Genomic DNA, 22,524 nt, shown 5'->3' with positions numbered 1-22,524 from the left:
TTGATCTTCTAATCTATGACCTCACTGAGTGGTTTGCTGTTTCAGCTCATTGAGAACTGCCCATTCGAGTCCGGCAGCAAGAGACAATGCAGTGTAGTCGTACCAGAACTCGAAATCTTGCTCCTCTTCGAGGTACTGTATAATGTGGTCGTTAGCTTCTCCGTTGTAAAACTCGTCAGTATAGGTCTCTTCCAATTCTTGAAGCTCTTTGAGGATGTCACTCGTGGTATGCTTCATTAAATAGGACTCGTGGGTGAGGCTGTGGACTAGATCTTCTACTGACTTCCCTTCAGTTTCGGCTTTCTTTTTTGCGAGCGCAGCGAATTCCTCTACTTTTTGTTCTATTGAATCTGCAGTCATCACCGGCTCCCATTCGTCGTTGTACATCGCTGACTTCCTCTATACCGAGACTAAGTAAAGTCGTTATGCTGACTTGGAAACTGACGGTAATTAGATTGGAGGAGTCTATGGACTAAGATCAGGTTGACAACTTTGATGGCTGGCTGACCAGGTCGCCGAGGAATTCGAGGCGTACAGACAGCCGGACGAATTCAAAGACGTATCGCTTGTCATCGACAACAACGATCCAGACCGGCCAACGCTGATCGTACACGTCGATAGAGAGGACGCCGATACGCTGGCCGATGAGATAGAGGACTTCCTGCAAGAACGGGGTGCTCGAACTCAGCGTGAACGACACTCGGACAAAGATGTCCGGGTGCTAGCGACCGTCGACTGAGTTCTCAGTCCTCTCTGATTTTTGGCCGCTCTCGGTAAGCCACTCCTAAGCTGTCAGTCTCGCCAAGAGTGAAGTGAGACCGATATCTTGGTAGAGAGTGTTCGATGGATTCAACGCTTCTCACCGGCCCGAAACACGCCCGATTGGAACGACGGGCATTTCAGCGGGCTGATGACATCGCCACCGATTCGCTGGGGAGTATCCTCTACATAACGCGGAACGACGCTCGCCGGAGTATGGTTGAGGACCGCTGGGCCGCGTCCCACGAACCCCTCCTTCTTCGTGCCGAAACGCTCGACGCGGTCGTTCGGGAGTGGTACGAGGAGCTTCACGGTCCGGTTCAACCGCTCTCCGGGCAACTGAACCGTCGACTCGCGGAGTACGCGCTTGACCGAACAACAGCCGAGACAGATGGCGCTCTTGCTGGCGAACCGGCCTCTGCCGCCCTCGCTGATTCGTTCAGTAGCCGCTTCTCACTTTTCGACGACGCCGGCGTCGGTACCGCTGACGCGCTCGTTGCGGAGTTCGAGGGCTCTGACCTCGATGATCGTATCGCGAAAGCCACTGTCGATGCGTACCGACACTACCGGGATCTCCACGGCGACTATGTCGACGAGTGGGTCTGTACCCGGGGAGAAATGTTCGATGTCGTGGCGACGGCGGAGCAGTCACTATCGGCGTTCTCCCCGGTACCGGATGTCGTCATCCTTTCCGGGTATCACGAGTTCCGTCCTGTCGAACGCCGCCTCATCGAACGCCTCGTCGACGAACTTCCGATGATCGCAGTTCTGCCGCTCCACCAGGATGGCCGGAGCGGAGTCGACGCCGTTGCGGAGGACGCCTTGGATGTCTACGAAGCACTTGACTTTGAGGCAGTAGAACTCGAGCCCGTCGACGAGTCAGGACGGGCCTTTGGAACGATCACCGAGTCACTCTACCGCCCGGACCCGGACACTGCCCCTGCTCCAGACACTCTGCGATGGCGTGAACTCCCGACGCCCGAGCGCGAGATTCGCTTCGTCGCTCGCGAGCTCCGGACTGAGTTGGCCAATGGTCGCGATCCCGACGACCTGGCTGTCGTCGTTCCCGGGACCGAGGCCTATTTGGGGTACGTCGAGGACACGTTCGATACGTTCGACATTCCGCACGTGACGACCGCTGCCTCTCAGCTGAACCGGACGTTCACCGGGAGCGTCGTACACGATCTCCTGAACCTCGCCGAACCCGAGCCCCGTGCTGAGGACCTCACGTCCCTGTTAGCGAATCCATTGGTCAACGTCGTCGATACCGAACAGGCCAACGCCGTCACGGCAGCTGCTCGCCGGCGCGATACGGTTTCTGTGTCACCCCTGCTCGATGACGTCGACGACCAGGCGGCGGCACTGATCGAGGAGCTGCTGGCCACGCTAGAGACGCTCCGAACAGGCGACGTCGAGGACGCAACCGAAACGCTCCGACGACTGTTGGATGACCGATTCGACCTGGAGGGGGCCACGGAGGACTACGCCAGCGGCGCCGAGCAAGCCGTCGAACAGCGAGCCTACGACCTCGTAGACGAGGCCCTCTCCTCGTTCGAGTCGCTGGCGGCGGTCAATAGCGATCTCTCCCCGTTGGCACTGTTCACCCGTGCGTTCGATGGTGTGCCGATCCGGATTCCGCAGCGCGCTGCCGGCGGCCACGTCGAAGTGATGGGGTTGCTTGACGCTCGGATGCGCTCGTTCGAGAAGGTGTTTCTCGTGGGCCTGACGAGCGAGCACTTCCCGGTGACGCCGGAACGCCCGGCCTTCTTCGAGGAGATGACCGACGCCCACCCGCGGTTCGACACCGGCGACGAGCGCCTCCGTGGGCGCTATCTCTTCGCGACGCTCCTCGCGAACGTCGACGAACTCACGATCACCACACCAGAGACGGGCGATGACGAATCCGCCGTCGTCCGGTCGGCGGTGCTCGACGAACTCCAGCGCGTGACAGGCATCGAACCCGAAGACGGCGTCGATGACCGCGTGGGCTCCCGCGAAGACCTTCAGCGGCACGTCGCCGCAACAACTAACCGGCGTGCGGCAGTCACCCACGCCGGCGACCGAGGTGACCTCTCCCCCGAGCAGACCAAGCGCACGGATCGGGGACTCCACTGTGCGGACAACAGGGGAACGGCTGGCCTCTCCGAACACGACGGCGTGTTAGAACCAGAGACCGTCGCTGAGGTCTATCCTCCGTCGGAACGAGAACCCTACAGCGCGAGTCGGATCGAGCGATACGTCGAGTGTGGGTTCAAGTTCTACGCCGACGAAGTGCTCGGAATCGAGGATCCCGACGACGTCGAGGTCGTCCCTACGCCCCTCGAAACCGGATCGTACGTCCACGACGTCCTCGAACGGTTCTTCGCGGATCTACAGGACGAAACCGAAGATGGTGTCGACCTCACCGAGTTCGACCGGAACGACCTGGCGATACATCTTCGCGAGATTGCCGTCGAAGAACTCCGGGATGCTGACTTCGAGTACGACGGCCTGTTCTACGAACGGTGGAAGGCGGAGCTGTTCGCGGGCCTGGGTGACGGCGAGAGTGCTCCGTACGAGGCCGGGAGCAAACCTCACGACGCACCGGAACAGGGGTTGTTCGCTACCTTCCTCGACAACGAACTCTCGCGGGACGGCGCTGACCGCCCACACTTGTTCGAGGCCCCGTTCGGCGAGGGACTTCCCGACTCGGATGCTGGGCCGTTCACAGTTGAGCGACCGGACGGCTCGACTGTCTCGATTCGGGGATACATCGACCGCGTTGACGTGAGCCAGGGTGGCGAACAACCGACGCTCACGCTCTACGACTACAAAACTGGTCGAGCACCGTATATGACGAAGACGACCGGCGGCACGAAGTTCCAACTCCCCATCTATCTGCTCGCTGCCGCCAAGGTCGTCGACGGTGATCTCTTCGAACAGGGCTCGCTCTCGGCGACGTACTATCAGGTGCGACCGCCAAACGACCTCAAGGTTCCACGCGGCGTCGAATCGAAGTTCGATTCAGAGGTCGAACTCCGCCGGTTCCTGAACGATGTTGTTCCGGAGTGGTTGGGCCAGATCGACGAGGCGATCGGCAACGGACGGTTCCACACGACGCTTCTGTCGGCCAGCGGAGCGAACTGCCGATACTGTGACTACCGTCGGGCGTGCGATGTCCGCCATCACCGCAAGCGGGAGTTCGTCGACGAGGTTCACAAGGACGACGCAGCGTATGTTCCGCTACGTGTTCGCGACGACGAGGACATCGAGACGGTGATGAGCGATGACTGAGGACCCCGAGGAGATTCAGCTCACGGAGGAACAGGAGGATGCGCTCGTCCAGGGCCGGAACGTCGCGATCACTGCCGGCGCCGGGACAGGGAAGACGACAACGCTCACCGAGCGGTACGTGACGATACTGGCCGAGAACCCGTCGCTCACGCCGGAGAACATCGTCACGATTACTTTCACGCGAAAGGCTGCTGCCGAACTGACCGAGCGCGTTCGGGAGGAGGTGTACGACCGGCTCGAGGCTGTCGACTCACCAGAGGCCTACCACCGCTGGCGAAACGTCCTCGACGACCTGGAGGATGGCTACGTCCACACCATTCACGCGTTCTGTACGCGGCTCTTGCGAGAACGGGCCGTCGAGGCTCCGGTCCCGCTCGGCTTCGACGTGCTCGACGAAGACGGCGCCGCGACACTCCAACGCGAAGTCGTGACGGAGTTCCTCGAACGCAACCAGGACGATGACGACGTCGCGCTCCTCGCTCAGCTTTGGGGTCGTGACCAGCTGGTCGATGTACTCGCTGGATTACTCGATGAGCGCCCACAGAGCGAGGCGGTCCTCGAGGAGTGGCGTGATGCGGAGGTCGACGACTACGTCGATATCTGCTGGGAGGTCGTTTGTGATCTCGACGTCGCCGACGCCCGACAGACGCTGTATGCGGACGGACTCCTTGAGCAGCTACGCCCGGTTGCGGGCCGTGTCGACCGCGAGGGTGCGATCGCCGACGAGGACGGCCTTCGAGCCTACCAGACCTTCTCTGAGGTCGCGACGACACTCTCGGACGACCCCGAGGAAAGCGATCCTCGCGACTGTCAGCAGGCAATCCTCGAGCTCTACGAGGTCTGTGAGAAGAAGAACGGCGGCCTGTACAGCAGTTCGGGGTACGTCGTCGGTGACCGGGACGATTGGGGTGAGTACGGTGACGTCTATGACGACCTGAAAGACACCATCGACACGGTCATCGATGCCGTCGAACCGCACGCGGATGCGGTCGAGACGACGCCAGGGGAACTGGAAGCGAATAGCGCTCACTACGCGCTGGCTCTGATGCGGGTCTTCGACGACGTCCTCGCAACCTACACCGACGAGAAGGAGCGCCGCGATACGCTCGACTTTCCCGACGTGATCGAGACGACCCTTGAGTTCCTGCGAGCCAACGATGCCGTCACGGAGCGGCTTCGAGAGCAGTTTGCGGCCGTGATGGTCGACGAGTTTCAGGACACGGACCCGCGTCAGTGGGATTTGGTCAAGCTCCTCACGGGCGTTGACGAGCAAGCGGCGTCGAACGTCTTCCTGGTCGGCGACGAGAAACAGAGCATCTACGGATTCCGTGGGGCCGACGTGACGACGTTCGGGGATGCGCGCAGAGAACTCCAGACAGTCAACGAGGCTCGTGGGGTTGACGACGTTCCCGACAGCGACGGCGAGAGTCCGACCGCCCTCGAACTCTCCGGGAATTTCCGGACGCTGGACGAGCCGTTGTCGTTCCTGAACGAGCTCTTCGAGTACCTGTTCCAACCAGAAGGTGACACCCACGAACCCTACGAAGCGCCACCTCAGGGACTGAGTACGCAGCGCGACCGTGTCGAGGACATCGAGGGTCTGACCGGGAGCGTTGAGTATCTCGCTGTGCCCGACGACGCCGATACGGCAGCGGAGCTCTTCGGCGACGACCATCCGGTCGCCGAAGGTGCGCTGGACCACACTATCGAGGCCGAGGCGCAAGCGCTCGCTGCTCGACTGACCCACCTGTTCGACGATCCGCCGAGAGTCCAAGACCCCGATACAGGTGTCCATCGTGACGCTACTCCCGACGACACGGCTATCCTCCTGCGCCGGCGAACTCATCTGGATCGGTATCAGCGCGCCCTTGAGGAGTACGACATCCCCTACACTGTCGTCGGTGGCGTCGGATTCTACGATACGCCTGAGGTCCAGGCGCTCACGAACCTGCTTCGAGTACTCGGTGATCCACAGGACGACGTCTCCCTCTACGGGGTGCTTCGTTCGCCGCTGTTCGGATTCGCGGATGATCGCCTCGCACCGGCGGTCGCAGAGGCTGATTCAGTGTGGGGCGCGCTCGCCGAGACGGACGATCCACAGCTCGCGGACGCGTTCGACCTCCTCACGACGTGGCGGACCCTCAGCGGCTGTGCGACGCCGTCCGAAGATGGCGTCCTCCCGTGGAACCGCTTGCTGTCCCGGGTGATCGACGACACCGGGTATCTGGCAAGTGTGAGTGCAGATGAACGCGGTCGACAGGCCGTCGCGAACGTCGAGAAGTTCCGCGACCAGGTCCGTACTTGGAGCGAGAATGGTGTTCACACAGCTGCCGGGTTGCTCCACCGTATCGACCGCCAAGCCGAGATCGACCCTCGTGAGGGGGAGGCAGATATTCCGGGTGACGCCGAGGGCGTCCGGATTATGACGATCCATTCCGCGAAGGGACTCGAGTTCCCAATCGTCACTATACCCGATCTCGGAAGTGACCTCAATTTCGGGCGATCCGTCGATGACCACGGCTATGTCCGCCTCGTCGGGGGGACAACTGATGCCCCACCAATTCCTGCAGTGGGTGGTCCCCACCCCAACGATGCGTTCTCAATCGAGAAGACTGCAGTCCACGAATATGCCAATCGCCGCATGCTCCCGCAAGAGCGTGCGGAATCCAAACGACTGCTCTACGTGGCCTGTACCCGAACTCGGGACCACCTGCTGCTGTGTGGAACACACGACATCGATATCGATGAGTCTGGCCACATCGAACTCGGTGAGCCAGATGATTTCGACGACGCCAGTCGATGGCGGGATTGGCTCCAGCCCATTCTGTTTGACGACCATGAGCTAGTCGCTGAGGCTTTCCACGATGGGGCTACCGACGCTCGAATTGGTGATGCCCCATACACCATTCAGGCGCCATTTCGGCCGGTTGAATGGCAATCTGAGGCTCCGACTGAAGAGTTAGACCCTGCGATTACTGTCCCTTCCCCGCCGGAACGTCAGGCTGCCGTTCGCGTTGCCGCGACGACCCTCGTCAGTGCTGTTGCGGATGCCTCCGAAGACGGACACAGCTACACGTCGGGGGATGGGACAGTCGGATTGAGTCCCACCACCTTTGGAACTGTTGTCCATCGGCTCAATGAGCTCCGTCCCCCACGAGAAGAGTGGCCCTCGTTTATTCGTCAATTAAGTCGTATGGGGAGCGAGGAACCGACGGATGACGATCTCCAAGCGGCCGTGAGCCATGCCCAGGATGCGATCCAGTTCGTCGATGAAACTGAGGCGGACCTCCCACTCGAAGCGACCTATGACGAGTACTCAGTTGTCGCTCGTCTTGATGATTCCCGCATAGTGGGTGATATTGACCGTCTTCTGGTCACTCCTGATGCGTATCATATCATCGACTACAAGACGAACGATCTTTCGTCGACGACGACTGATACCCTCGCTGACCACTATCGGCCGCAAATGCTTGCCTACGCTCTCGCGCTCTTCCAGCACGATCCCGCCCGGCAGGTTCGTGCTTCACTCCGGTTTACCGATGTTGGGGTGGAAGAACGGTTTGAGTGGCAACGGAGTGAACTGACTGATATCGAATCTGAACTTCGCTCTATGTTGGAGCTCGTCTCCTGAGCCACATTTACTGATTCTATCCTAACTATTCTAGAGTAGTGAACTATTCTGGAATAGCGTGTAGCTTTGGAATAGAATACTATTCGGACTATTCACCACAGAGTTAAGTTGAGAGGGGTTGATACTGCTGAATAGTATGAGTGGCTCAGATAGCAAGAATAGCATAGATAGAACGAATAGCCCAAATAGCCCATATGATTCGGTACAGACCGATGGGAACTCTCGGGCTGTTTCGGTGTGTATGCTGAAGGGAGGCGTCGGCAAATCGACGATTGCGGTCAACCTCGCCCGACAACTGGCCGCACACGAACACGATGTCCTCCTCATCGATCTTGACCCGAACGGTCACGCGTCCGTTGGGCTGGGGTTTGACGACCAGTATCACAACACCGAGGAAACAATCGGCGACGTCTTCTTCGACGATGCTGACCCGACTTCTGTTGTCTACGATACCAGCTACGAGTTCGATATTCTCCCGTCCAGCGAGGATTTAGAACAGGTCGAGCGGGAGATCGTCGTGGGCGACGTGTTCCAACCCTCTGCGCTGCTCAAACGGGAAGTCGTCGACCCACTCCTCGGTGATACGTACGACTATATCGTCACGGATTCGCCGGCGTACCGGTCCCGACTCACGGACAACGCGCTCGTCGCGACAGCGAATCTCGTGCTTCCGCTCGCCCCGGGGAACGAGGCGATGGCCGGCTTGGAGCGAACCATCGAGCGACAGATCTCACCGCTTCGGCAGCATATGGACGTCGACGTTCTGTCACTGGTTCCGAACATGTTGAGCGGCCGTATCGACCAGCAGACTCAAGATCGACAGCTCCTCGAACGTCTCAACTCGCACGATAACCTTCAGGACCGCATCCCGAATTTCGCGAGAATCACGGACTGGGAGGCTGTCGACGCCGGCGATCTCAAACCCTCACCGGGCATCCGGGACCGAACCAGCATCACGAAGGCCTATGGCGAGCGCAAACCCCTGCTGGACTACGACCCTGACTGTGACCAGTTGCAGTGTTTCGACGAGTTGGCGCACATCGTCGAGGCAGGTGAGGTGGTCCGCCATGTCTGACGACGATCCGTTTGCCGACCTCGGGGAGACACTCGAAGATGAACCGGACGACGAACCCCAGGATACGGATGACGCGTCTGAATCGGGAGGCGACGAGGAGACGCCCTCTCAGGAACCCGTCGAACGACAAAACCCGATGACCGATTCAGCGTTCAGCTATGAGGCCGCTAAACAGCGGCCTTTCTACGCTCGGGAGGCTACGATCGAGGACTTCGATTCCTGGCTGAAGTATGAACTAGAACGCGAGCTCAACCAGCAGGGCTACCAGAACATCGTCGTTCGGGAAATGACTGATGCTCTTCTCCGAACCGTCGTGGAGGAAGATCTCGTAGACGAAGTGGCCGAAAGATTCGAACAAGCTCGCGAATCTGCTTCTTCAGAATCGGCTGAATAGCGTACTATTCCGAAATAGAAAACTATTCTACAATATCCCAACAGCAACCTCAGAATAGTCTGATTCCGCCTCTATACGGTGGACTCAGTTGGAGCCGCCGCCTCAGTTTTGGTATAGCGATATATAATTTATAAATCCGGTTTCTTGGCTACTAACACTTCTACCGCCGGAATTCGGCACTTCAGGCAAATAAGCGCTTGGACGTGATTATGCTCGTAATCACGACCACTTTGAAGTACCCCGCCGCCGTCGGTGAAGCACGAATGCTGCAACCGCCTCATGACGGCGCTTCTCCTGGGGTAGAGCCGGTGGAAGTGGCTGGCTCTCTGCGAATATTGGATTGGTTGCGAGTTCCGCACTATCGCCGGAAGTCTTATCACGAATTATCGATAATTCGTAATCGAGATGGCGCAATCACCGTCCCGGTCAGGTCGACCACCAATTCAGCAGCTTCAGACGGTGGCCGACCTTCTCGACACGCCGGCACTCGCTCGGCTGTACGCCCATATCTTACAACACGGTCCGGTCACCGTGTCCAAACTTGTCGACGAACTCGGCATTCCACAGGGGACCGCCTACGACTATGTGCAGAACCTCGAAACGGCTGGCTTAGTGGGGAAGACCCGTGAGCAGCGACCGTACGAATACGACGCCGAGTCGATTGCACTCACGCTCTCGACGGACGGCGAAACCCAGACGATCACGCCAGCGCTCATCGCTGCCGTTGCCCGCCGCGACGAGGACGAGGACATCGACATCTACATCGAGCGTCACGGTCTTGACGGCCTCGCCGTCGCGCTTGAGTACGCCTACGAGTACGTCGATGGCACGGTTAACCATCGGATTGCGGCCCGGGAACTCGACCTCTCACCGCTTGAAGCCGAGATCATTCTCCAGGCACTGGAACCGGTTGCCACCGAGTACGCCGACGCGGTTGCATGACGACGGTCCATATCGCCGATACCGGCGTCTTCGTCCGGTGTGGTGGCCCGGACAAGGACAAATTTCAACGGCTCCGTCGGGCACTCCGCCAGGCAGGTGTCTCGTTGTATGTCCCCCAGCGCGTCTACGAAGAGCTCGGGGGCGATCCGGCAGCGGAAGAGTATCCCTCCGGGAACATTCCCTATCCCGATGGCTTCGAGGAGGGGTGGATCATCGTCGCCGACGACCTCGACTACGCCAATCCGCTCGTCTCGACGGTGATGGACGAAGCACGAAGGTTCATCGCCAACGAGACCGACCGCGACGAAGATATCACCGAGAAAGCGGACACGGCACTCGTGGGGCTTGCTGCTCAGGTACTCGATACTGGAGAGGCAGACCACGTTGTTCTCCTCACGACCGACAAACCGGCGGGACGGGCGGCCGAGACGCTCCTGCCGCAACACGGCTTCAACGACCGGATCGAATTCCGGTACGTCAGTGTCGGGTATCTCGAGACGATCACAGCCGACGAATTTCGATAACGCAGCGCCGAGGTGAGGCCCGATGAGCGACGATCGGTCTTCTTCCCGTTCCAAAAGCTCTCTCAACGACAGCTTCGAGCGCTACCTCCAAGACAAGGGGAAAGGCCGTGGGGGCGACGGCGGGAACTACCGACGTAACGCTGCGCGCGAACTTGAGCGGTTCGCCGAGTGGGCAGCCGGCGACCGCGGCCGCGACGACTGGACCGGGATCGTCCCGGAGGACATTGACCGGGAGCCGACCTTCGACGATCTCGACGAACGCGTGTTCCGGGAGTACGCCCGGCATCTCGGTGGAGACCGGGGACTAAAGCAGAACACGGTACAAACCTATTACCGCTATATCTCTGCGTGGTGTGGCTGGTGCGTCAACGAGGGATATCTCGAAGCACATTATGCGCAGCGGGCGAGTGCGATGGCGCCGTTGCCGGAGGACGACGGCCGCAAGCCCGGCGACCAGCAGGCCTGGACGTCCGAACAGCGCCACGCCCTCACCCGCCACGTCGACGAACGGGCCCGCGACGCCGTCGAGGCGTACAGGACACTCCCAGAGGATACTGACCCCATCGATAAGCAGCGAGCGCGCTACGCGGCGCTGAAGGCGGCTCGTGACCGGGCGCTGGTGTTCGTCCTCGCGTACACAGCTGTCCGTGTCGGGGAACTCCTCCGAGATCCGAACGACCCACGCCGGCGCGGCGTTCGCTGGGAGGACCTTTCCCTCGACGACGGGAGTATGGACGTCTACCGGAAGAAACAGCAGTGGGACGCCGCGAGCCTTCCCGATCCGGTGATTTCTCCGTTGCGGAGCTACCGTCAGCTGGTGGACCCGCCGACGGACCGCTGGCCGGTGTTTCCGACGTTCGACCAACGGACGCTCGCAGAGCTCGTCCGGGAAGAGCTAGCCGAACGAGGGGAACGCCCAGAAGGAATCGACGAGCGACGTGAGGCATGCGCCCGGGACCTCTTGCTGGCGCTCGATGAGAATATTCGGCCGCCGTCGATCACGACGGACGGCGCACGGTCGATTCTTCAACGGCTCTCGGAGGCCGCAGGGATCGACATCGACCATCCGAAACACGATTATCTTGCTCCGCACGGCGGTCGCCGAGGGATGGGTGAAGTCCTCGTCCGTGCATTCGGGTATACAGTTGCGGCTCGATATCTTGATAATTCCGAAGAGATGGTTCGAGAGCGGTACTCTCACATCGAGGCTGGTGAGTTAGGTGATGTCGCTACTGAGGCCCTCGAGGAGATCGATAGTGTACCGCAGTAACTTATTTCGAGTGAGAGGGGTAGACCGTCGCGTCAAACCGCTTTGACAGTGAATAGCGAGTCGTCACTGAGGACGACCTGTATCCGGCGGTGCCAGGCGTCAGCGAAAGCCTCTCGTTGCTGTTCAGTTGCCGATTCGTCGAGAATCCCTTGGAGGTTCCCGATTGCGGGTCCACCGTCAGGAACGTCGCTGACGTGGTAGGTCACTTCGACGGTCTCGTCCGTGTCGGTTCGCCGGAACCGGAACGTCGGCTCTGCCGTGTCCGGGTCGAACGCGTCGAAGACGAGGAGGTCGCGGCGGCCGCCGTAGCCGCCGGCGAGCCCGCTGAATCCGTCGTCTTCGGTCGCGCCAGTAACGTACGAGATGATGCGGCTCATCACGCCATACGCAGCATCGTCCTGCGGGCCGGCCGCCTGCACCTCGATTTCGCTCCGAACTGGATAGTCGTCGGGATACAGGGCGTCGAGCCCCAACTGGACGATCCGGTAGGCGCCCGAGGCAGTCGGACAGGAATGTCCCGCCTCTTTCACCGCGTCTCTATAGGTGATGACGAACGGGTCACCCGGTTCGAGAACGCCGAGGGCCTCCGCGACAGGGTCGCGAATTTCGATCGGATCGACGTCGTAGTCTACCTTCCAATTGGTTCTAGTCTGGGTCTCGGCGGTCGCAGTCGAGTTTGATGTCATGAGTGGTGGTGATGATCGTATCTAGTGGTCAGTGGCGAAGCAGTCGCATCCCGTTGAGGATGACCGCGAGGACGCTGGCCTCGTGGACCAACATTCCCGCGGCGAGGGTGACGTAGCTGGTGAGCACGCCCGCGAGCAGGACGGTCACGGTCAGCACTGCGAGCCCGACGTTCTCGAGGACGTTCCAGCGCGTCGCCTTGCTGAGTTTGACCGCGTAGGGGATGCGGTCGAGGTCGTCGGCCATCAACGCCATGTCTGCCGTTTCGATGGCGGTGTCCGTCCCGGCGGCACCCATCGCGATGCCAACGTCGGCGGTCGCCAGCGACGGCGCGTCGTTGATGCCGTCGCCGACCATCGCGACCACGTGGCCGTCGGCTTGGTAGGCCTCGATGACTGTCTGCTTGTCCTCGGGGAGGAGTTCGGCGCGGTACTCGTCGATGCCGACTTCCTCGGCGACGGCGGCGGCCGTCCGCTCGTTGTCGCCGGTGAGCATCACCGTCTCGATGCCGACGTCCTGAAGCGCCGTGACGACCCCAGGAGCTGCCTTCCGGAGCTCGTCCCGCAGTGCGATTGCGCCGATGATGTCCCCGTCCCGGACGACGTGGACGACAGTTTCGCCGCGCTCCTCACGCTCGCGGACGTAGTCGGCGATCCGACTGGGGACGTTAATGTCGCGGTCCTCCAGCAGTGCGCGATTGCCGACAACAACTTCGGTGCCCTTGGTATGGGCGATAACGCCCTTACCAGCGACCACGTCGAAATCGTCCGGACCGGGAATCGACCTGCTCCCCGCGTCCGTCTCGTCCGCCTGGGCGACCGTCGCCCCACCGTCCGTCGCAGCAGTCGGGCGCTCGCGGGCTGCGTCGACGATGGCGTCGGCGAGGTGGTGTTCGCTCTTCTTCTCGGCGGTCGCCGCGAGCGTGAGGACGTCGTCGTCGGCGATACCGAAACCTTCGATATCGGCCACGGTGGTTTCGCCTTTCGTGAGGGTCCCGGTCTTGTCGAAGGCGACGAGGTCGATTTTGCCGGCGCGTTCGAGGTGTTCGCCGCCCTTCATCAGCACGCCCGATCGGGCGGCGTTGCCGATGGCCGAGACGATGCTGACCGGTGGCCCGATGACCAGCGCGCCCGGACAGCCGATGACCAACAGCGTCAGCGACAGGATCGCATTCTGCGTGACTGCATACGCACCGATGGCCAGCACGATGACGGCCGGCGTGTAGTACTTCGCGAACCGGTCGATGAGACTCTCCGTGGGCGACTGGGCCTCTTGGGCCTCCTCGACGCGACGGATGATACGTTCGAGAGTCGTGTCCGAGCCCGCACCCGTCGTCCGGATTTCTAGCGCGCCCTCCTGGTTGACCGTCCCGGCGTAGACTTCGTCGCCGTCGGCCTTGTGGACGGGCGCGCTCTCGCCTGTGACCGGCGCCTGGTTGACGGCGCTTTCGCCGTCGACGACCTCGCCATCGACCGGAATCTTCCCGCCCGGCTTCACGACGACGACCTCGCCCGCTTCGACCTCCCGGGCGGGAACCTCTTGGAGTTCCCCGTCGCGACGGACGGTGGCCGTGTCGGGCGTCATCTCCAGCAGCTCCTGGAGGGCCGTCCGGGTCTTCCGCATGGTCCGGCCCTCGAGGTAGCTGCCGAGGCTGAACAGGAAGACGACGGCGGCAGCCTCCCAGTACTCGCCGATGACGATGGCACCGATAGCGGCCAGCGTCACCAGCGTCTTGATACCGAGCGTCCGGCTGGTGACCTCGTGGTAGGCGGTCTTGGCGATGTCGTAGCCACCCACGATTGTCGCCAGGACGAGGATGGCGGCGCTTGCCATCTCGAAACTCGTGAGGTAGCCCAGACTCCAGCCACTGCCGTACAGCAGGCCGCTCGTCGCCGTGACGATTGCCTTCCGGTGTTTTTGGTAGTACTGCGTGATCGATTGTTTGGTCATGGTGTTAGGCGGGCTGGGGCGTGTACCCCTGGTTTTCGATGGTCTGTGCGAAGGCGTCGGGGTCAGCGACGCTGTCGTCGTACTCGATTTCGACGCGGCCGGTCGCGTAGTGAACCTCGACGTGCTGGACACCGTCGACGTTCGACAGGGCGCGTTCGACGGTGCTCGCACAGCTCGGGCAGTCGAAGTCGAGGACGCGGAACTGGGTTGTGTCGCTCATTACAGTTTGAGGTAGTGCCCGTACCCCAATAAGTATTTTTTAGATGATATGTTTGAATATGGATATAGGTGATTGGAACAGTTAAACGGGTCGTCTAGGGCTTTCGGTATCACGAACCCAGCAACCTGAGTTCAAAGCAGCGTCCCGCTAGCTTTTCCCGCCTGCTCATACTCAGTTCTCGTATGAGTAGTTCCGGTACCGACCACCGGCTTGAGGACATCGCGGTGCGAGACACCCGGGTTTCGGACGCCATCGACGAACCGATGCGGGCGATGATTCTCGATATCCTCTCTGAGGAGGCGCTCACCGCAACTGAGGTCCACGGCCGTTTGGAGGACCGCAGCGTCGACCGCACGGAGAACACGGTTCGTCATCACATCAACGAGTTACGGGATGCCGGTCTCGTCGACGTCGTCCGCTTCGAGGAAGGGCGCGGTGGAACGACGAAGTACTACCACGCGAATACGATCGTCCTCTCGTACTCGCTGCCGGCGTCAGCCGATGACGCTGTCGAGGAGATGATCGAGGCCGTTCAGCCCCAGATTGGGGATGCACTCGATACTCTCACAGAAGACCACGACGACGCGATAGCGGAGATCGTCGCAGATATGCAGCCGTGTGAGCACTGTCAGACCCAGAAGTACGAAACCTACGTGCTCCTGACTGTCCTCCGCCGGGCGTTCGTTCGTGGCCACCGAGATTCTTGAGCTTGCGCCCTGTACCGGTGTCAAGGCCTCACTTCACCGTGTGTTTTAGTTATCCGGCGATATCCCTCATACACAGCTGGCAATCCGAGGGGAAGTGCGAAGACTCCGAACCCGAGTAGGATGTATCCGGCTACGTGCCGGCGTCGCACAGCTAGAACTGTCGCGGCGACGCCGACGAACGCAATCAGATAGGCAAGATCACTCCAGAGCACGTTGTACGAGGAGCAGTATAGCCAGCAGACGACCGTGTAGGAGGGAGCGTTCCAGGTCGGCGGATGAAGCTTCGGCCAGAAAAACCGGCAGTATGTCGTCCAGCTGAGCATCGCGAGCGCCGGAAGTCCAGCAAGCCACATCGGTGTTCCGAACGGCATCCAGTCTCCGAATCGTCTATAGCCAGCGAGGAACAGCGCGGGAAAGCCGATAATCCACAGCCAGATGCCGATAGTGTAGGTCATAGGCCAGTGTTCGATCCGGGGCTGTGCAATCGGTAATCGTAGAGACTCGGGCAGCGTCGCCCACGGGAACGAGGGATCGGGAACGGGATTCGTGAGGAACGCGACCAGACAGAGTCCAGTCCCGATGAGGAGCCCGTATAACCCCACCGTCGTGTATCGGTCAAGCCACGCTGGAAGTTGCGAACGGGGAGACTGTTGACGGTGGTCGGGGAAGCCGGTCATTCTTCGGTTTTGATGTCTCGTCGTAATCAGGTATCTCGTTCGAGTGCCTCGCGTCGCTGTTCGTATTCCTCGTCGGTCAGCTCCCCGCGAGCGTAGGCAAGCCGAAGCTCTTCGAGTGCTTGGTCCGAGTCACTCGAATCGCCCGTGACTGCGCGATAGATGAGGTACCCACCACCGACGAGGGCAGCGAGGAACAGCAGCTGCATCACGATGCCGACGATGAACATCCAGCCGGGCATCGTCCCGTCGCCCCACATGTGACCGCTCCACATCCCGCCCATCATCGGACCGAACCCCATCATCCCGAAGCCCATGAAGAACAACGGGACGATGAATACGGCACCGATGATAACGAGGAGGAGCGTAACAAGTCGCGTATCGTCTGAATTTGTCGGCATATTGTGTTCCCTCCGTGAGTTGGGGTTCTCAGATTATACTACGCACTAACTATTCAATGCGGTTGTGCCTTTGAACTGCGTGCTCCACCCACCACTATTCTTTTGAATACCTACTCACCACGGCTCTGACCCGAACTATCTGAAGGAAAACTGCAATAGATGATCCCTTCGAACTGATACCTATGGTAGCGACGATGATTGATGGCATCTTCGAAGCTCTACGTATCGGTGTGGGCTTCCTCTGGACGGCAGCGTGGGCGATCATCATGGGCCTCACGATCACGAGCCTCGTCCAGGTCTACGTCTCCAAGGAACGGATGGCCCAGGTCCTCGGTGACGGTGATCTGAGCGGACTCACCAAGGCGACTGCGTTCGGCGTGGCCAGTAGTGGCTGTAGTTTCGGCGCCGTCGCTATCGGGAAGGGCCTGTTCAAGAAGGGAGCGCACGCGGTGAACTTCCTCGCGTTCATGTTCGCGTCGACGAACCTCATCGTCGAACTCGGATTGATGATTCTGATTCTGCTCGGCTGGGAGTTCCTGGTCGCAGAGTTACTCGGCGGACTCATCCTCATCGCCGTGATGGCCGTCATCGTTCATCTCACGCTTCCGGAGAACCTCTTCGATGAGGTGCGAGAGACGCTCAACGAGCGCGATCACGAGGCGGGCGTCACCGAGGATCCAACCTGCGGGATGGAAGGCAAAGACGAGTACACGCTTACGACTGACGGCGGTGAGACGCTCAAGTTCTGCTCGGAGGGCTGTATGGAGACCTACCGCCAGGAGATGTCGAGCCGCGGTGGGTGGCGTGACGAGTTACTGTCGTGGGGTGGCTGGTACAAAGTTGGGAACCAGTACCGCAAGGAGTGGTCGATGATCTGGAAGGACGTCATCGCCGGCTTCCTGATATCGGGGTTCGTCATCGTGTTCGTCCCCCAGTGGGTGTGGAATACCCTGTTCATCCAGGGCGACGGGCTACTTGTGACTGCCGAGAACGCGATTATGGGCGTCGCCATCGCCGTTATCAGCTTCGTCGGCAGCATGGGCAACGTCCCGTTCGCGGTCGCGCTTTGGGGCGGTGGCATCAGTTTCGCTGGCGTCATCGCGTTCGTCTACGCCGACCTCATCACGATTCCCGTGCTGAACGTCTACCGGAAATACTACGGCTGGAAAGTGATGCTGTACATTCTCGGAGTCTTCTTCGTCACGATGGCGTTCACGGGCTTCCTCATGGAGCTGCTGTTCGACGCCCTCAACATCGTCCCTGATCTGGCGGGCGGCGAGACGGCGACCGAGCAGACGTACTTCGAGGTCAACTACACGTTCTACCTCAACCTCATTGCGTTCGCGCTTTCCGGCTTTCTCCTGTACGTGTATCGTCGCGGCCTCGGTGCGCCTGGCCAGTACCGTGATCCCGTCTGTGGGATGCGAACTGACGACAGCGAGCCATCGGCGACCCACGACGGTGAGACGTACTACTTCTGTTCGCAGACCTGTAAGGAGACCTTCGAGGAGGACCCAGACGAATACGCCACCGGGCATCCGATGGTGATGGAGGGACACGACCACTAACGGACAGTTCGTCGAGGATTCACAGTATCGATTGAGTCCGTCAGTCGTTCTTGGGCACATCCGCTGACGTGGCCATACTGAACAAGCTTCCGTGACTCTTGAGCGGAGGGAATTGGAAGCCGAATTTATGATACCCGCCTTTGAATTCCGACTGAATGTACGACCGAATTCTCCTGTCGACCGACGGAACTGTTGCGTCTGAAGAGGCTGAAACACACGCACTCGAGCTCGCAGCCGCCAACGACGCAGTCCTTCACGTGCTCTATGTCGTCGACGAGGATGTCGTGACTGCATACAGCGGGGACGAGTACGTCGACGAAGCCGAAGGACCCGAACACGGTCTCGAGGAACACGGCGAGAAGACGCTTTCGGAATTCCGACATCGAGCCGAAGAGGCCGATGTCGACATCGAGACGTCGATGCAACATGGTCGCCCCGCTGAGACTATCGTGAATTACGCGGACGACTGTGACGCCGATCTCCTCGTGCTCGGTACCAAACGCCGGCCGGACGAATATCGTGCGTTGCTCGGAAGTGTCACCGACCGCGTTCTCCGATTGACGACGCGTCCGGCAACCGTCGTGAAAACAGAAGTCAGCGAGTAGGCAACGACCGTCCGCTACCGTCCACTTATGAGACGGGCGCGACGGCGGTCGAACTCCTCGTCGTCGATCTCGCCACGAGCGTACCGCTCTTGGAGGACGGCGAGTGCGCTATCCTCGGCGGCGCCGTTCGATTGCGACCGCGTCCCCAGCCAGTAGATGAGACCGAGGGGGACGGCGACGAGGAGTGCCATCCACAGGAGCCCGAACAGCATCATCCCCCAGCCCCAGCTACCCCATCCGGCCATGTGGCCGTCGTTCCACATGCCGTCGTGCCAGCTCCACATCATTGCATCCGGGACGGTCGCGTGTGTTAGCGCCATTCCGGCGACGACGGCCAGAGCCAGCGCTCCAACGACGATGAGTCCCAGAGAACGAATCCCGCGTGCTTGAATCGGATTTTGCATAGTTGTACTCCCAAAGGTCTCGGCGTGGTTAGCCGAGGATGTATTCGAGGGCGGGATAGCGCTCGACGAGCGTCTCGCCGCCGACGTCGTAGTTCTCGATGTACTGGTCGAGGCCCAGGATGCGGCCCGCGGCGAACGCGGCGACCGCGAGGAACACGAGCATGTACGCGAAGTCCCCGTTGATGAACCCGTGGCCCATGTCCCAGTTCCCGAAGTAGAACATGAGCATCATGAGCGCGCCGAAGAACGCCGCGAGGCGGACGAGCGCACCGACGAGCAGGCCGAGGCCGATGAACAGCTCGCCCCACGGCACGGCGACGTTCGCGAACTCGACGAACCACGGCGTCGAGCCCATCCACGCGAACATCCCTGCGAGCGGGTTGCCGTTCGTCGCCGCAACGTTCGACAGGTAGCCGCCGGCGGCGAACTCGCCGGTGATCTTCGTGAACCCGGAGTACGCGAACGCGTAGCCCATCATGAGCCGGAGCGCCAGCACGAACCACGCGCTGAGGCTGTGGACTTTCCCGCCGACGGTCAGGCCGCCGACTCTGCTCTCGAGCTGGTTCATGCCGGAGTCGAGTGTGGACATAATTATTGCACCTTCAACTATCAGTAGGCGGGTAGAGACGATATAATAGCGAGCCGGCGTTCTGAGTCAGAAAACCGGGGGACTATATTACCCTCCTGTGGCGATTAGAGGAGTGTGACTGGGGAGGCCGACCCGTCGGACATCTTCGCCACGCTCGACGACGAGTACGCCCGCGACATCCTCGTGGCGACGAAGACCGACCGACTCTCCGCGAAGGAACTCAGCGAGGAATGCGATATGTCACGCCCGACCGTCTCGCGCCGGGTCACCCGCCTCGTCGAGCAGGGCCTCCTCGAAGAGTACACGCACGTCGACCCGGGCGGCCGGCACTACAGCGAGTACGAAGCGCGCCTCGAACGCGTCGAAGTACTCCTGCAGGCGGAGGGGTTCGACGTGCAGATCGACGTCCGGCCGGACCCCGCCGACCGGATTACGTCCATCTTCGAGGAAATGCGGGGAGACTGACTCATGGAACACACGTTATTCGTCATCGGCAAGCTGTTCACGACCGCACTGGCGCTGGTCATCGCCTACCAGGCCTATCGCGGATACCAACGGCATCACACGCAGTTACTCCTGTACGTCGCCGCTGGCTTCGCGCTGGTCGGTCTTGGTGGCCTCCTTGAGGGCGTGCTCTTCGAACTCCTCCAAGTGTCGATTTTCGAAGCAGGATTCGTCGCAGCACTCGTCACCGCCGCCGGGATGCTGTCGATCCTCTACGCCCTGTATGCCCCGAACCCCTGAGGATTCAGGACGTTCATTCGAAAAACGATTTCTGTGTATCGTCTTAGGTTCGAAGCCGGTACTGTTCGGTCTCCCATCGTTCTCGGGAGTGTAGGATCACAGCGGGAATTATATCCGTCTCAGTCGTACCGTATCGTATGATTCGAACACTCGTGGGTGTCCTTGGCACTCTCTCAGCGCTGTTCCCGGACGAAATCGTCGAGTTCTTCGAGAAACTCGCGATTGCGAATCCAAGCGAGGGGACGGTGAGAGGGTGGGTCCGTCCGGCAGTCCGGTCGGAGGGCGTTCTGATAGCTGCGGTTTCCCTCCTTAACGGGCGAGCATACGCGTGGCTGATGAATCTTACCGGCCTGTTCGGCGCGATCGTCCTCCTGTTTCCCGATCTGTATCGGAGATTCGCCACCGCGTTCCTGTACGAGCGTCCGGAGTCGATCGAATGGAATGAGCCATTCAAATCGGCCGTTCGGGCTATCGGCGCACTATACGTCTTTTTCGCAGCGAAGACGTACAGAGAGCGCCACAACGATACCTGATCCTACCTGCCATCGACAGCTGGCCAAGGGTCAGTTCATCATCGTCGCGTGGTCTTCACTACTGCGTTCCCCGCCGCCGACTGAATCCTGTTTGTGGAGCCAGTAGAGGAACAGGAAGAACACAGTCGCGAGGACGTTCAATACGAGCTTGTAGTTGAGTTCGATGGATACTTCGGCAACCTCGGCGGCAGCCCGCGAGGGGATGAGGCCGACGCTCAGGAAGAGGAAGTGAATCACGAACCCGACGATGACTGCAGCGACGAAGATCATCAGAGACAGCACCGCCGCGAACGTCGTTCCGTAGTACTCGTCGTAGGCTTTCATTATCGGTGGGACGATGAGATCAGCGAAGATGTACGAGAGCACCGATCCGAATGGCAGACCCCGTGTCCAGAGAACGGTGCCGAACGGGACATTCCCGACCGAACAGACGAAGGTGACGACACCAATAATCGCCCCCAACGCAGCCGTCCAGAGGACGTACACCGGCAAGCCGAACGTGGCTCCGGAAAAGACGCTCGTCCAGACTGATTCGGGGATGAACCCGGCAATGAGGCCGGCGAAGATGAACCCGATGGCGATCTCGTCCCACAGCATCGCCCACTCTTTCCACTGCTTGTCAGCGAGTCCCTTCCACCCCGACCACGAGGTTGCTTTCTCCGGGATAGAGGTGTTCGCCGCTTCCGGGTCGAAGGAGTCCTTACAGGACTGCGAACAGAAGTAATACGTCTGGCCATCGTGTTCGATGGAATAGTCCGTCTCCTCGGGATCGACCTCCATCCCACAGACGGGGTCCTGTACGGTGATCCCCTCGTCGTCGGTGACATTCTCGCGTGCTTCGTCGAGAATCTTGTCGGGAACGACGTAGACGAAGCCGACCGACATCAGGCCGATGAGGAGCAGCCCACCGATGATGTCGGCAAGCAGGAACTCCCAGCCGAGCAGCAGCCAGATGACGATCCCGATCTCGATGACGAGATTCGTTGAGGCGAACTGGAACGCTGCTAGCGCCGCCGCCGCGGACGCACCCTTCTTGTAGAGGTTCTTTGCTGTAGCGATTGCCGAGTACGAACACGACGAGGAGACGAACCCGAAGAACGTAGCGACGCCGAGCGATCGCGGACCGTGGCCTTCGAGCAGCTCCGATATCTGCTGGGTTGAGACCCACGCCTCCACACCGCCAGCGATGGCAAAGCCGACGACGAGCGCCCACCAGGTGATCCACGCCATCGCGGCGGTCGTTGTCGCGGCCTGCCGCGTGCTCTCCGCGAAGAACGTCCCGAGGGATTGGTTGGTCGTCACAAGGCCGATAATGACAGTGATTACGGCGATGGCCGTGAGGATCGCGTAATCTGATCTGTCCATTATCTTGGTGCTCTTAGATACGGGTCCTCTCCCTAATGCGCTTGTGGCTTCTATTGCGGACTCCCTCGTGTGTTGCCCTTTCAATTCCAGTGGTGAGATTCGGGGGAAATTTGGAATATGAAACCGGGGCCTTCAGCGGGGTATTACGGAGTTGTAGCTGGCTGGAGTGAGCGGTTACAAACTCTTCTCCCTCAGCGATACGGTGATCTGAT

General features: G+C 60.3%; 23 protein-coding genes. 14 read left to right on the top strand and 9 right to left on the bottom strand.

Annotated features, from left to right (window positions below; translation table 11 throughout):
- Window positions 1-21: 21 nt before the first annotated feature.
- Entirely contained in the window at window positions 22-387 is a 366-nt protein-coding gene (locus tag U3A55_RS03895) for a hypothetical protein (protein WP_330990182.1), read from the bottom strand.
- Between the two features lie 112 nt (window positions 388-499).
- Between U3A55_RS03895 and U3A55_RS15195 the strand changes: the two genes are divergently transcribed.
- From U3A55_RS15195 to U3A55_RS03855, 8 genes are all read left to right on the top strand, one after another.
- Window positions 500-739, top strand: coding sequence for a hypothetical protein (locus U3A55_RS15195; protein WP_442978269.1), 240 nt, complete (start codon window positions 500-502; stop codon window positions 737-739).
- A gap of 236 nt (window positions 740-975) precedes the next feature.
- Entirely contained in the window at window positions 976-4,032 is a 3,057-nt protein-coding gene (locus U3A55_RS03885) for a PD-(D/E)XK nuclease family protein (protein ID WP_330990180.1), read from the top strand.
- Window positions 4,025-7,663, top strand: a complete 3,639-nt coding sequence (locus U3A55_RS03880) for a UvrD-helicase domain-containing protein (protein ID WP_330990179.1) — start codon at window positions 4,025-4,027, stop codon at window positions 7,661-7,663. The genes U3A55_RS03885 and U3A55_RS03880 overlap by 8 nt, the downstream gene beginning before the upstream one ends.
- 136 nt (window positions 7,664-7,799) lie before the next feature.
- The gene (locus tag U3A55_RS03875) at window positions 7,800-8,738 is read left to right on the top strand and encodes a ParA family protein (RefSeq protein WP_205252858.1); all 939 of its coding nucleotides are present in this window, start codon (window positions 7,800-7,802) and stop codon (window positions 8,736-8,738) included.
- Window positions 8,731-9,132, top strand: a complete 402-nt coding sequence (locus tag U3A55_RS03870; RefSeq protein ID WP_205252845.1) for a hypothetical protein — start codon at window positions 8,731-8,733, stop codon at window positions 9,130-9,132. Before U3A55_RS03875 ends, U3A55_RS03870 begins: the two co-directional genes overlap by 8 nt.
- A gap of 405 nt (window positions 9,133-9,537) precedes the next feature.
- Entirely contained in the window at window positions 9,538-10,074 is a 537-nt protein-coding gene (locus U3A55_RS03865) for a DUF7437 domain-containing protein (RefSeq protein WP_330990178.1), read from the top strand.
- Window positions 10,071-10,598, top strand: coding sequence for a hypothetical protein (locus U3A55_RS03860; RefSeq protein WP_330990177.1), 528 nt, complete (start codon window positions 10,071-10,073; stop codon window positions 10,596-10,598). Before U3A55_RS03865 ends, U3A55_RS03860 begins: the two co-directional genes overlap by 4 nt.
- A 22-nt stretch (window positions 10,599-10,620) precedes the next feature.
- Window positions 10,621-11,868: a tyrosine-type recombinase/integrase gene (locus U3A55_RS03855; RefSeq protein ID WP_330990176.1), complete on the top strand. Its 1,248-nt coding sequence runs from the start codon at window positions 10,621-10,623 to the stop codon at window positions 11,866-11,868.
- A 32-nt stretch (window positions 11,869-11,900) separates the two neighbouring features.
- Here U3A55_RS03855 and U3A55_RS03850 read toward each other — a convergent pair whose 3' ends face one another.
- From U3A55_RS03850 to U3A55_RS03840, 3 genes are read right to left on the bottom strand one after another with little or no spacing between them, the layout of a single operon-like run.
- A complete protein-coding gene (locus U3A55_RS03850; protein ID WP_006183494.1) occupies window positions 11,901-12,554 on the bottom strand; it encodes a hypothetical protein in 654 nt (217 codons plus the stop codon).
- Window positions 12,555-12,582: 28 nt separating this feature from the next.
- A complete protein-coding gene (locus U3A55_RS03845; RefSeq protein ID WP_158832263.1) occupies window positions 12,583-14,502 on the bottom strand; it encodes a heavy metal translocating P-type ATPase in 1,920 nt (639 codons plus the stop codon).
- A gap of 4 nt (window positions 14,503-14,506) precedes the next feature.
- On the bottom strand, window positions 14,507-14,722 hold the full coding sequence (locus U3A55_RS03840) for a heavy-metal-associated domain-containing protein (protein WP_158832265.1): 216 nt from the start codon (window positions 14,720-14,722) through the stop codon (window positions 14,507-14,509).
- Window positions 14,723-14,904: 182 nt separating this feature from the next.
- Between U3A55_RS03840 and U3A55_RS03835 the strand changes: the two genes are divergently transcribed.
- Window positions 14,905-15,429 (top strand): ArsR/SmtB family transcription factor, encoded by a 525-nt coding sequence (locus U3A55_RS03835; protein WP_158832267.1) that lies wholly within the window; start codon window positions 14,905-14,907, stop codon window positions 15,427-15,429.
- Window positions 15,430-15,449: 20 nt separating this feature from the next.
- Here U3A55_RS03835 and U3A55_RS03830 read toward each other — a convergent pair whose 3' ends face one another.
- Together U3A55_RS03830 and U3A55_RS03825 are read right to left on the bottom strand one after the other, a co-directional pair.
- On the bottom strand, window positions 15,450-16,106 hold the full coding sequence (locus tag U3A55_RS03830) for a hypothetical protein (protein WP_330990174.1): 657 nt from the start codon (window positions 16,104-16,106) through the stop codon (window positions 15,450-15,452).
- 26 nt (window positions 16,107-16,132) lie between these two features.
- Window positions 16,133-16,504, bottom strand: coding sequence for an SHOCT domain-containing protein (locus tag U3A55_RS03825; protein ID WP_158832271.1), 372 nt, complete (start codon window positions 16,502-16,504; stop codon window positions 16,133-16,135).
- A gap of 182 nt (window positions 16,505-16,686) precedes the next feature.
- Between U3A55_RS03825 and U3A55_RS03820 the strand changes: the two genes are divergently transcribed.
- Window positions 16,687-18,072: a permease gene (locus tag U3A55_RS03820; RefSeq protein ID WP_330990173.1), complete on the top strand. Its 1,386-nt coding sequence runs from the start codon at window positions 16,687-16,689 to the stop codon at window positions 18,070-18,072.
- 155 nt (window positions 18,073-18,227) lie between these two features.
- The gene (locus U3A55_RS03815) at window positions 18,228-18,677 is read left to right on the top strand and encodes a universal stress protein (RefSeq protein ID WP_330990172.1); all 450 of its coding nucleotides are present in this window, start codon (window positions 18,228-18,230) and stop codon (window positions 18,675-18,677) included.
- Between the two features lie 14 nt (window positions 18,678-18,691).
- On the opposite strand, the gene U3A55_RS03810 is transcribed toward U3A55_RS03815, so the two are convergent.
- Together U3A55_RS03810 and U3A55_RS03805 are read right to left on the bottom strand one after the other, a co-directional pair.
- Window positions 18,692-18,997 carry an SHOCT domain-containing protein gene (locus U3A55_RS03810; RefSeq protein ID WP_330990171.1) on the bottom strand — a complete coding sequence of 102 codons (306 nt, stop codon included), beginning with the start codon at window positions 18,995-18,997 and terminating at the stop codon, window positions 18,692-18,694.
- 112 nt (window positions 18,998-19,109) lie between these two features.
- Window positions 19,110-19,670, bottom strand: coding sequence for a DoxX family protein (locus U3A55_RS03805; RefSeq protein WP_066419124.1), 561 nt, complete (start codon window positions 19,668-19,670; stop codon window positions 19,110-19,112).
- 114 nt (window positions 19,671-19,784) lie between these two features.
- Here U3A55_RS03805 and U3A55_RS03800 point away from each other — a divergent pair, with 114 nt between their 5' ends.
- The 3 genes from U3A55_RS03800 (at window position 19,785) to U3A55_RS03790 (ending at window position 20,947) form a co-directional block, all read left to right on the top strand.
- Window positions 19,785-20,135 (top strand): ArsR/SmtB family transcription factor, encoded by a 351-nt coding sequence (locus U3A55_RS03800; RefSeq protein ID WP_188870793.1) that lies wholly within the window; start codon window positions 19,785-19,787, stop codon window positions 20,133-20,135.
- Window positions 20,136-20,138: 3 nt separating this feature from the next.
- The gene (locus tag U3A55_RS03795; RefSeq protein WP_004515576.1) at window positions 20,139-20,414 is read left to right on the top strand and encodes a DUF7521 family protein; all 276 of its coding nucleotides are present in this window, start codon (window positions 20,139-20,141) and stop codon (window positions 20,412-20,414) included.
- Window positions 20,415-20,551: 137 nt separating this feature from the next.
- Complete coding sequence (locus U3A55_RS03790; RefSeq protein ID WP_330990170.1) at window positions 20,552-20,947, top strand: hypothetical protein; 396 nt, start codon at window positions 20,552-20,554, stop codon at window positions 20,945-20,947.
- 30 nt (window positions 20,948-20,977) lie between these two features.
- Here the strand turns inward: U3A55_RS03790 and U3A55_RS03785 are convergent, their stop codons facing one another.
- Entirely contained in the window at window positions 20,978-22,312 is a 1,335-nt protein-coding gene (locus tag U3A55_RS03785) for a permease (RefSeq protein ID WP_330990169.1), read from the bottom strand.
- Between the last annotated feature and the right edge of the window lie 212 nt (window positions 22,313-22,524).

It is taken from the genome of Salarchaeum sp. III, assembly GCF_036418315.1.
In the GTDB taxonomy this organism is placed as follows: domain Archaea; phylum Halobacteriota; class Halobacteria; order Halobacteriales; family Halobacteriaceae; genus Salarchaeum.
The sequence above is the reverse complement of the archived record's forward strand: the minus strand, read 5'-3'. Positions and strand labels throughout refer to the sequence as shown.

Coding starts and splice junctions, on each gene's coding strand:
- U3A55_RS03895 (WP_330990182.1), bottom strand. CDS start 387: ATGTACAACGACGAATGGGAGCCGGTGATGACTGCAGATTCAATAGAA.
- U3A55_RS03885 (WP_330990180.1), top strand. CDS start 976: ATGGTTGAGGACCGCTGGGCCGCGTCCCACGAACCCCTCCTTCTTCGT.
- U3A55_RS03880 (WP_330990179.1), top strand. CDS start 4,025: ATGACTGAGGACCCCGAGGAGATTCAGCTCACGGAGGAACAGGAGGAT.
- U3A55_RS03875 (WP_205252858.1), top strand. CDS start 7,800: ATGAGTGGCTCAGATAGCAAGAATAGCATAGATAGAACGAATAGCCCA.
- U3A55_RS03870 (WP_205252845.1), top strand. CDS start 8,731: ATGTCTGACGACGATCCGTTTGCCGACCTCGGGGAGACACTCGAAGAT.
- U3A55_RS03865 (WP_330990178.1), top strand. CDS start 9,538: ATGGCGCAATCACCGTCCCGGTCAGGTCGACCACCAATTCAGCAGCTT.
- U3A55_RS03860 (WP_330990177.1), top strand. CDS start 10,071: ATGACGACGGTCCATATCGCCGATACCGGCGTCTTCGTCCGGTGTGGT.
- U3A55_RS03855 (WP_330990176.1), top strand. CDS start 10,621: ATGAGCGACGATCGGTCTTCTTCCCGTTCCAAAAGCTCTCTCAACGAC.
- U3A55_RS03850 (WP_006183494.1), bottom strand. CDS start 12,554: ATGACATCAAACTCGACTGCGACCGCCGAGACCCAGACTAGAACCAAT.
- U3A55_RS03845 (WP_158832263.1), bottom strand. CDS start 14,502: ATGACCAAACAATCGATCACGCAGTACTACCAAAAACACCGGAAGGCA.
- U3A55_RS03840 (WP_158832265.1), bottom strand. CDS start 14,722: ATGAGCGACACAACCCAGTTCCGCGTCCTCGACTTCGACTGCCCGAGC.
- U3A55_RS03835 (WP_158832267.1), top strand. CDS start 14,905: ATGAGTAGTTCCGGTACCGACCACCGGCTTGAGGACATCGCGGTGCGA.
- U3A55_RS03830 (WP_330990174.1), bottom strand. CDS start 16,106: ATGACCGGCTTCCCCGACCACCGTCAACAGTCTCCCCGTTCGCAACTT.
- U3A55_RS03825 (WP_158832271.1), bottom strand. CDS start 16,504: ATGCCGACAAATTCAGACGATACGCGACTTGTTACGCTCCTCCTCGTT.
- U3A55_RS03820 (WP_330990173.1), top strand. CDS start 16,687: ATGGTAGCGACGATGATTGATGGCATCTTCGAAGCTCTACGTATCGGT.
- U3A55_RS03815 (WP_330990172.1), top strand. CDS start 18,228: ATGTACGACCGAATTCTCCTGTCGACCGACGGAACTGTTGCGTCTGAA.
- U3A55_RS03810 (WP_330990171.1), bottom strand. CDS start 18,997: ATGGCGCTAACACACGCGACCGTCCCGGATGCAATGATGTGGAGCTGG.
- U3A55_RS03805 (WP_066419124.1), bottom strand. CDS start 19,670: ATGTCCACACTCGACTCCGGCATGAACCAGCTCGAGAGCAGAGTCGGC.
- U3A55_RS03795 (WP_004515576.1), top strand. CDS start 20,139: ATGGAACACACGTTATTCGTCATCGGCAAGCTGTTCACGACCGCACTG.
- U3A55_RS03790 (WP_330990170.1), top strand. CDS start 20,552: ATGATTCGAACACTCGTGGGTGTCCTTGGCACTCTCTCAGCGCTGTTC.
- U3A55_RS03785 (WP_330990169.1), bottom strand. CDS start 22,312: ATGGACAGATCAGATTACGCGATCCTCACGGCCATCGCCGTAATCACT.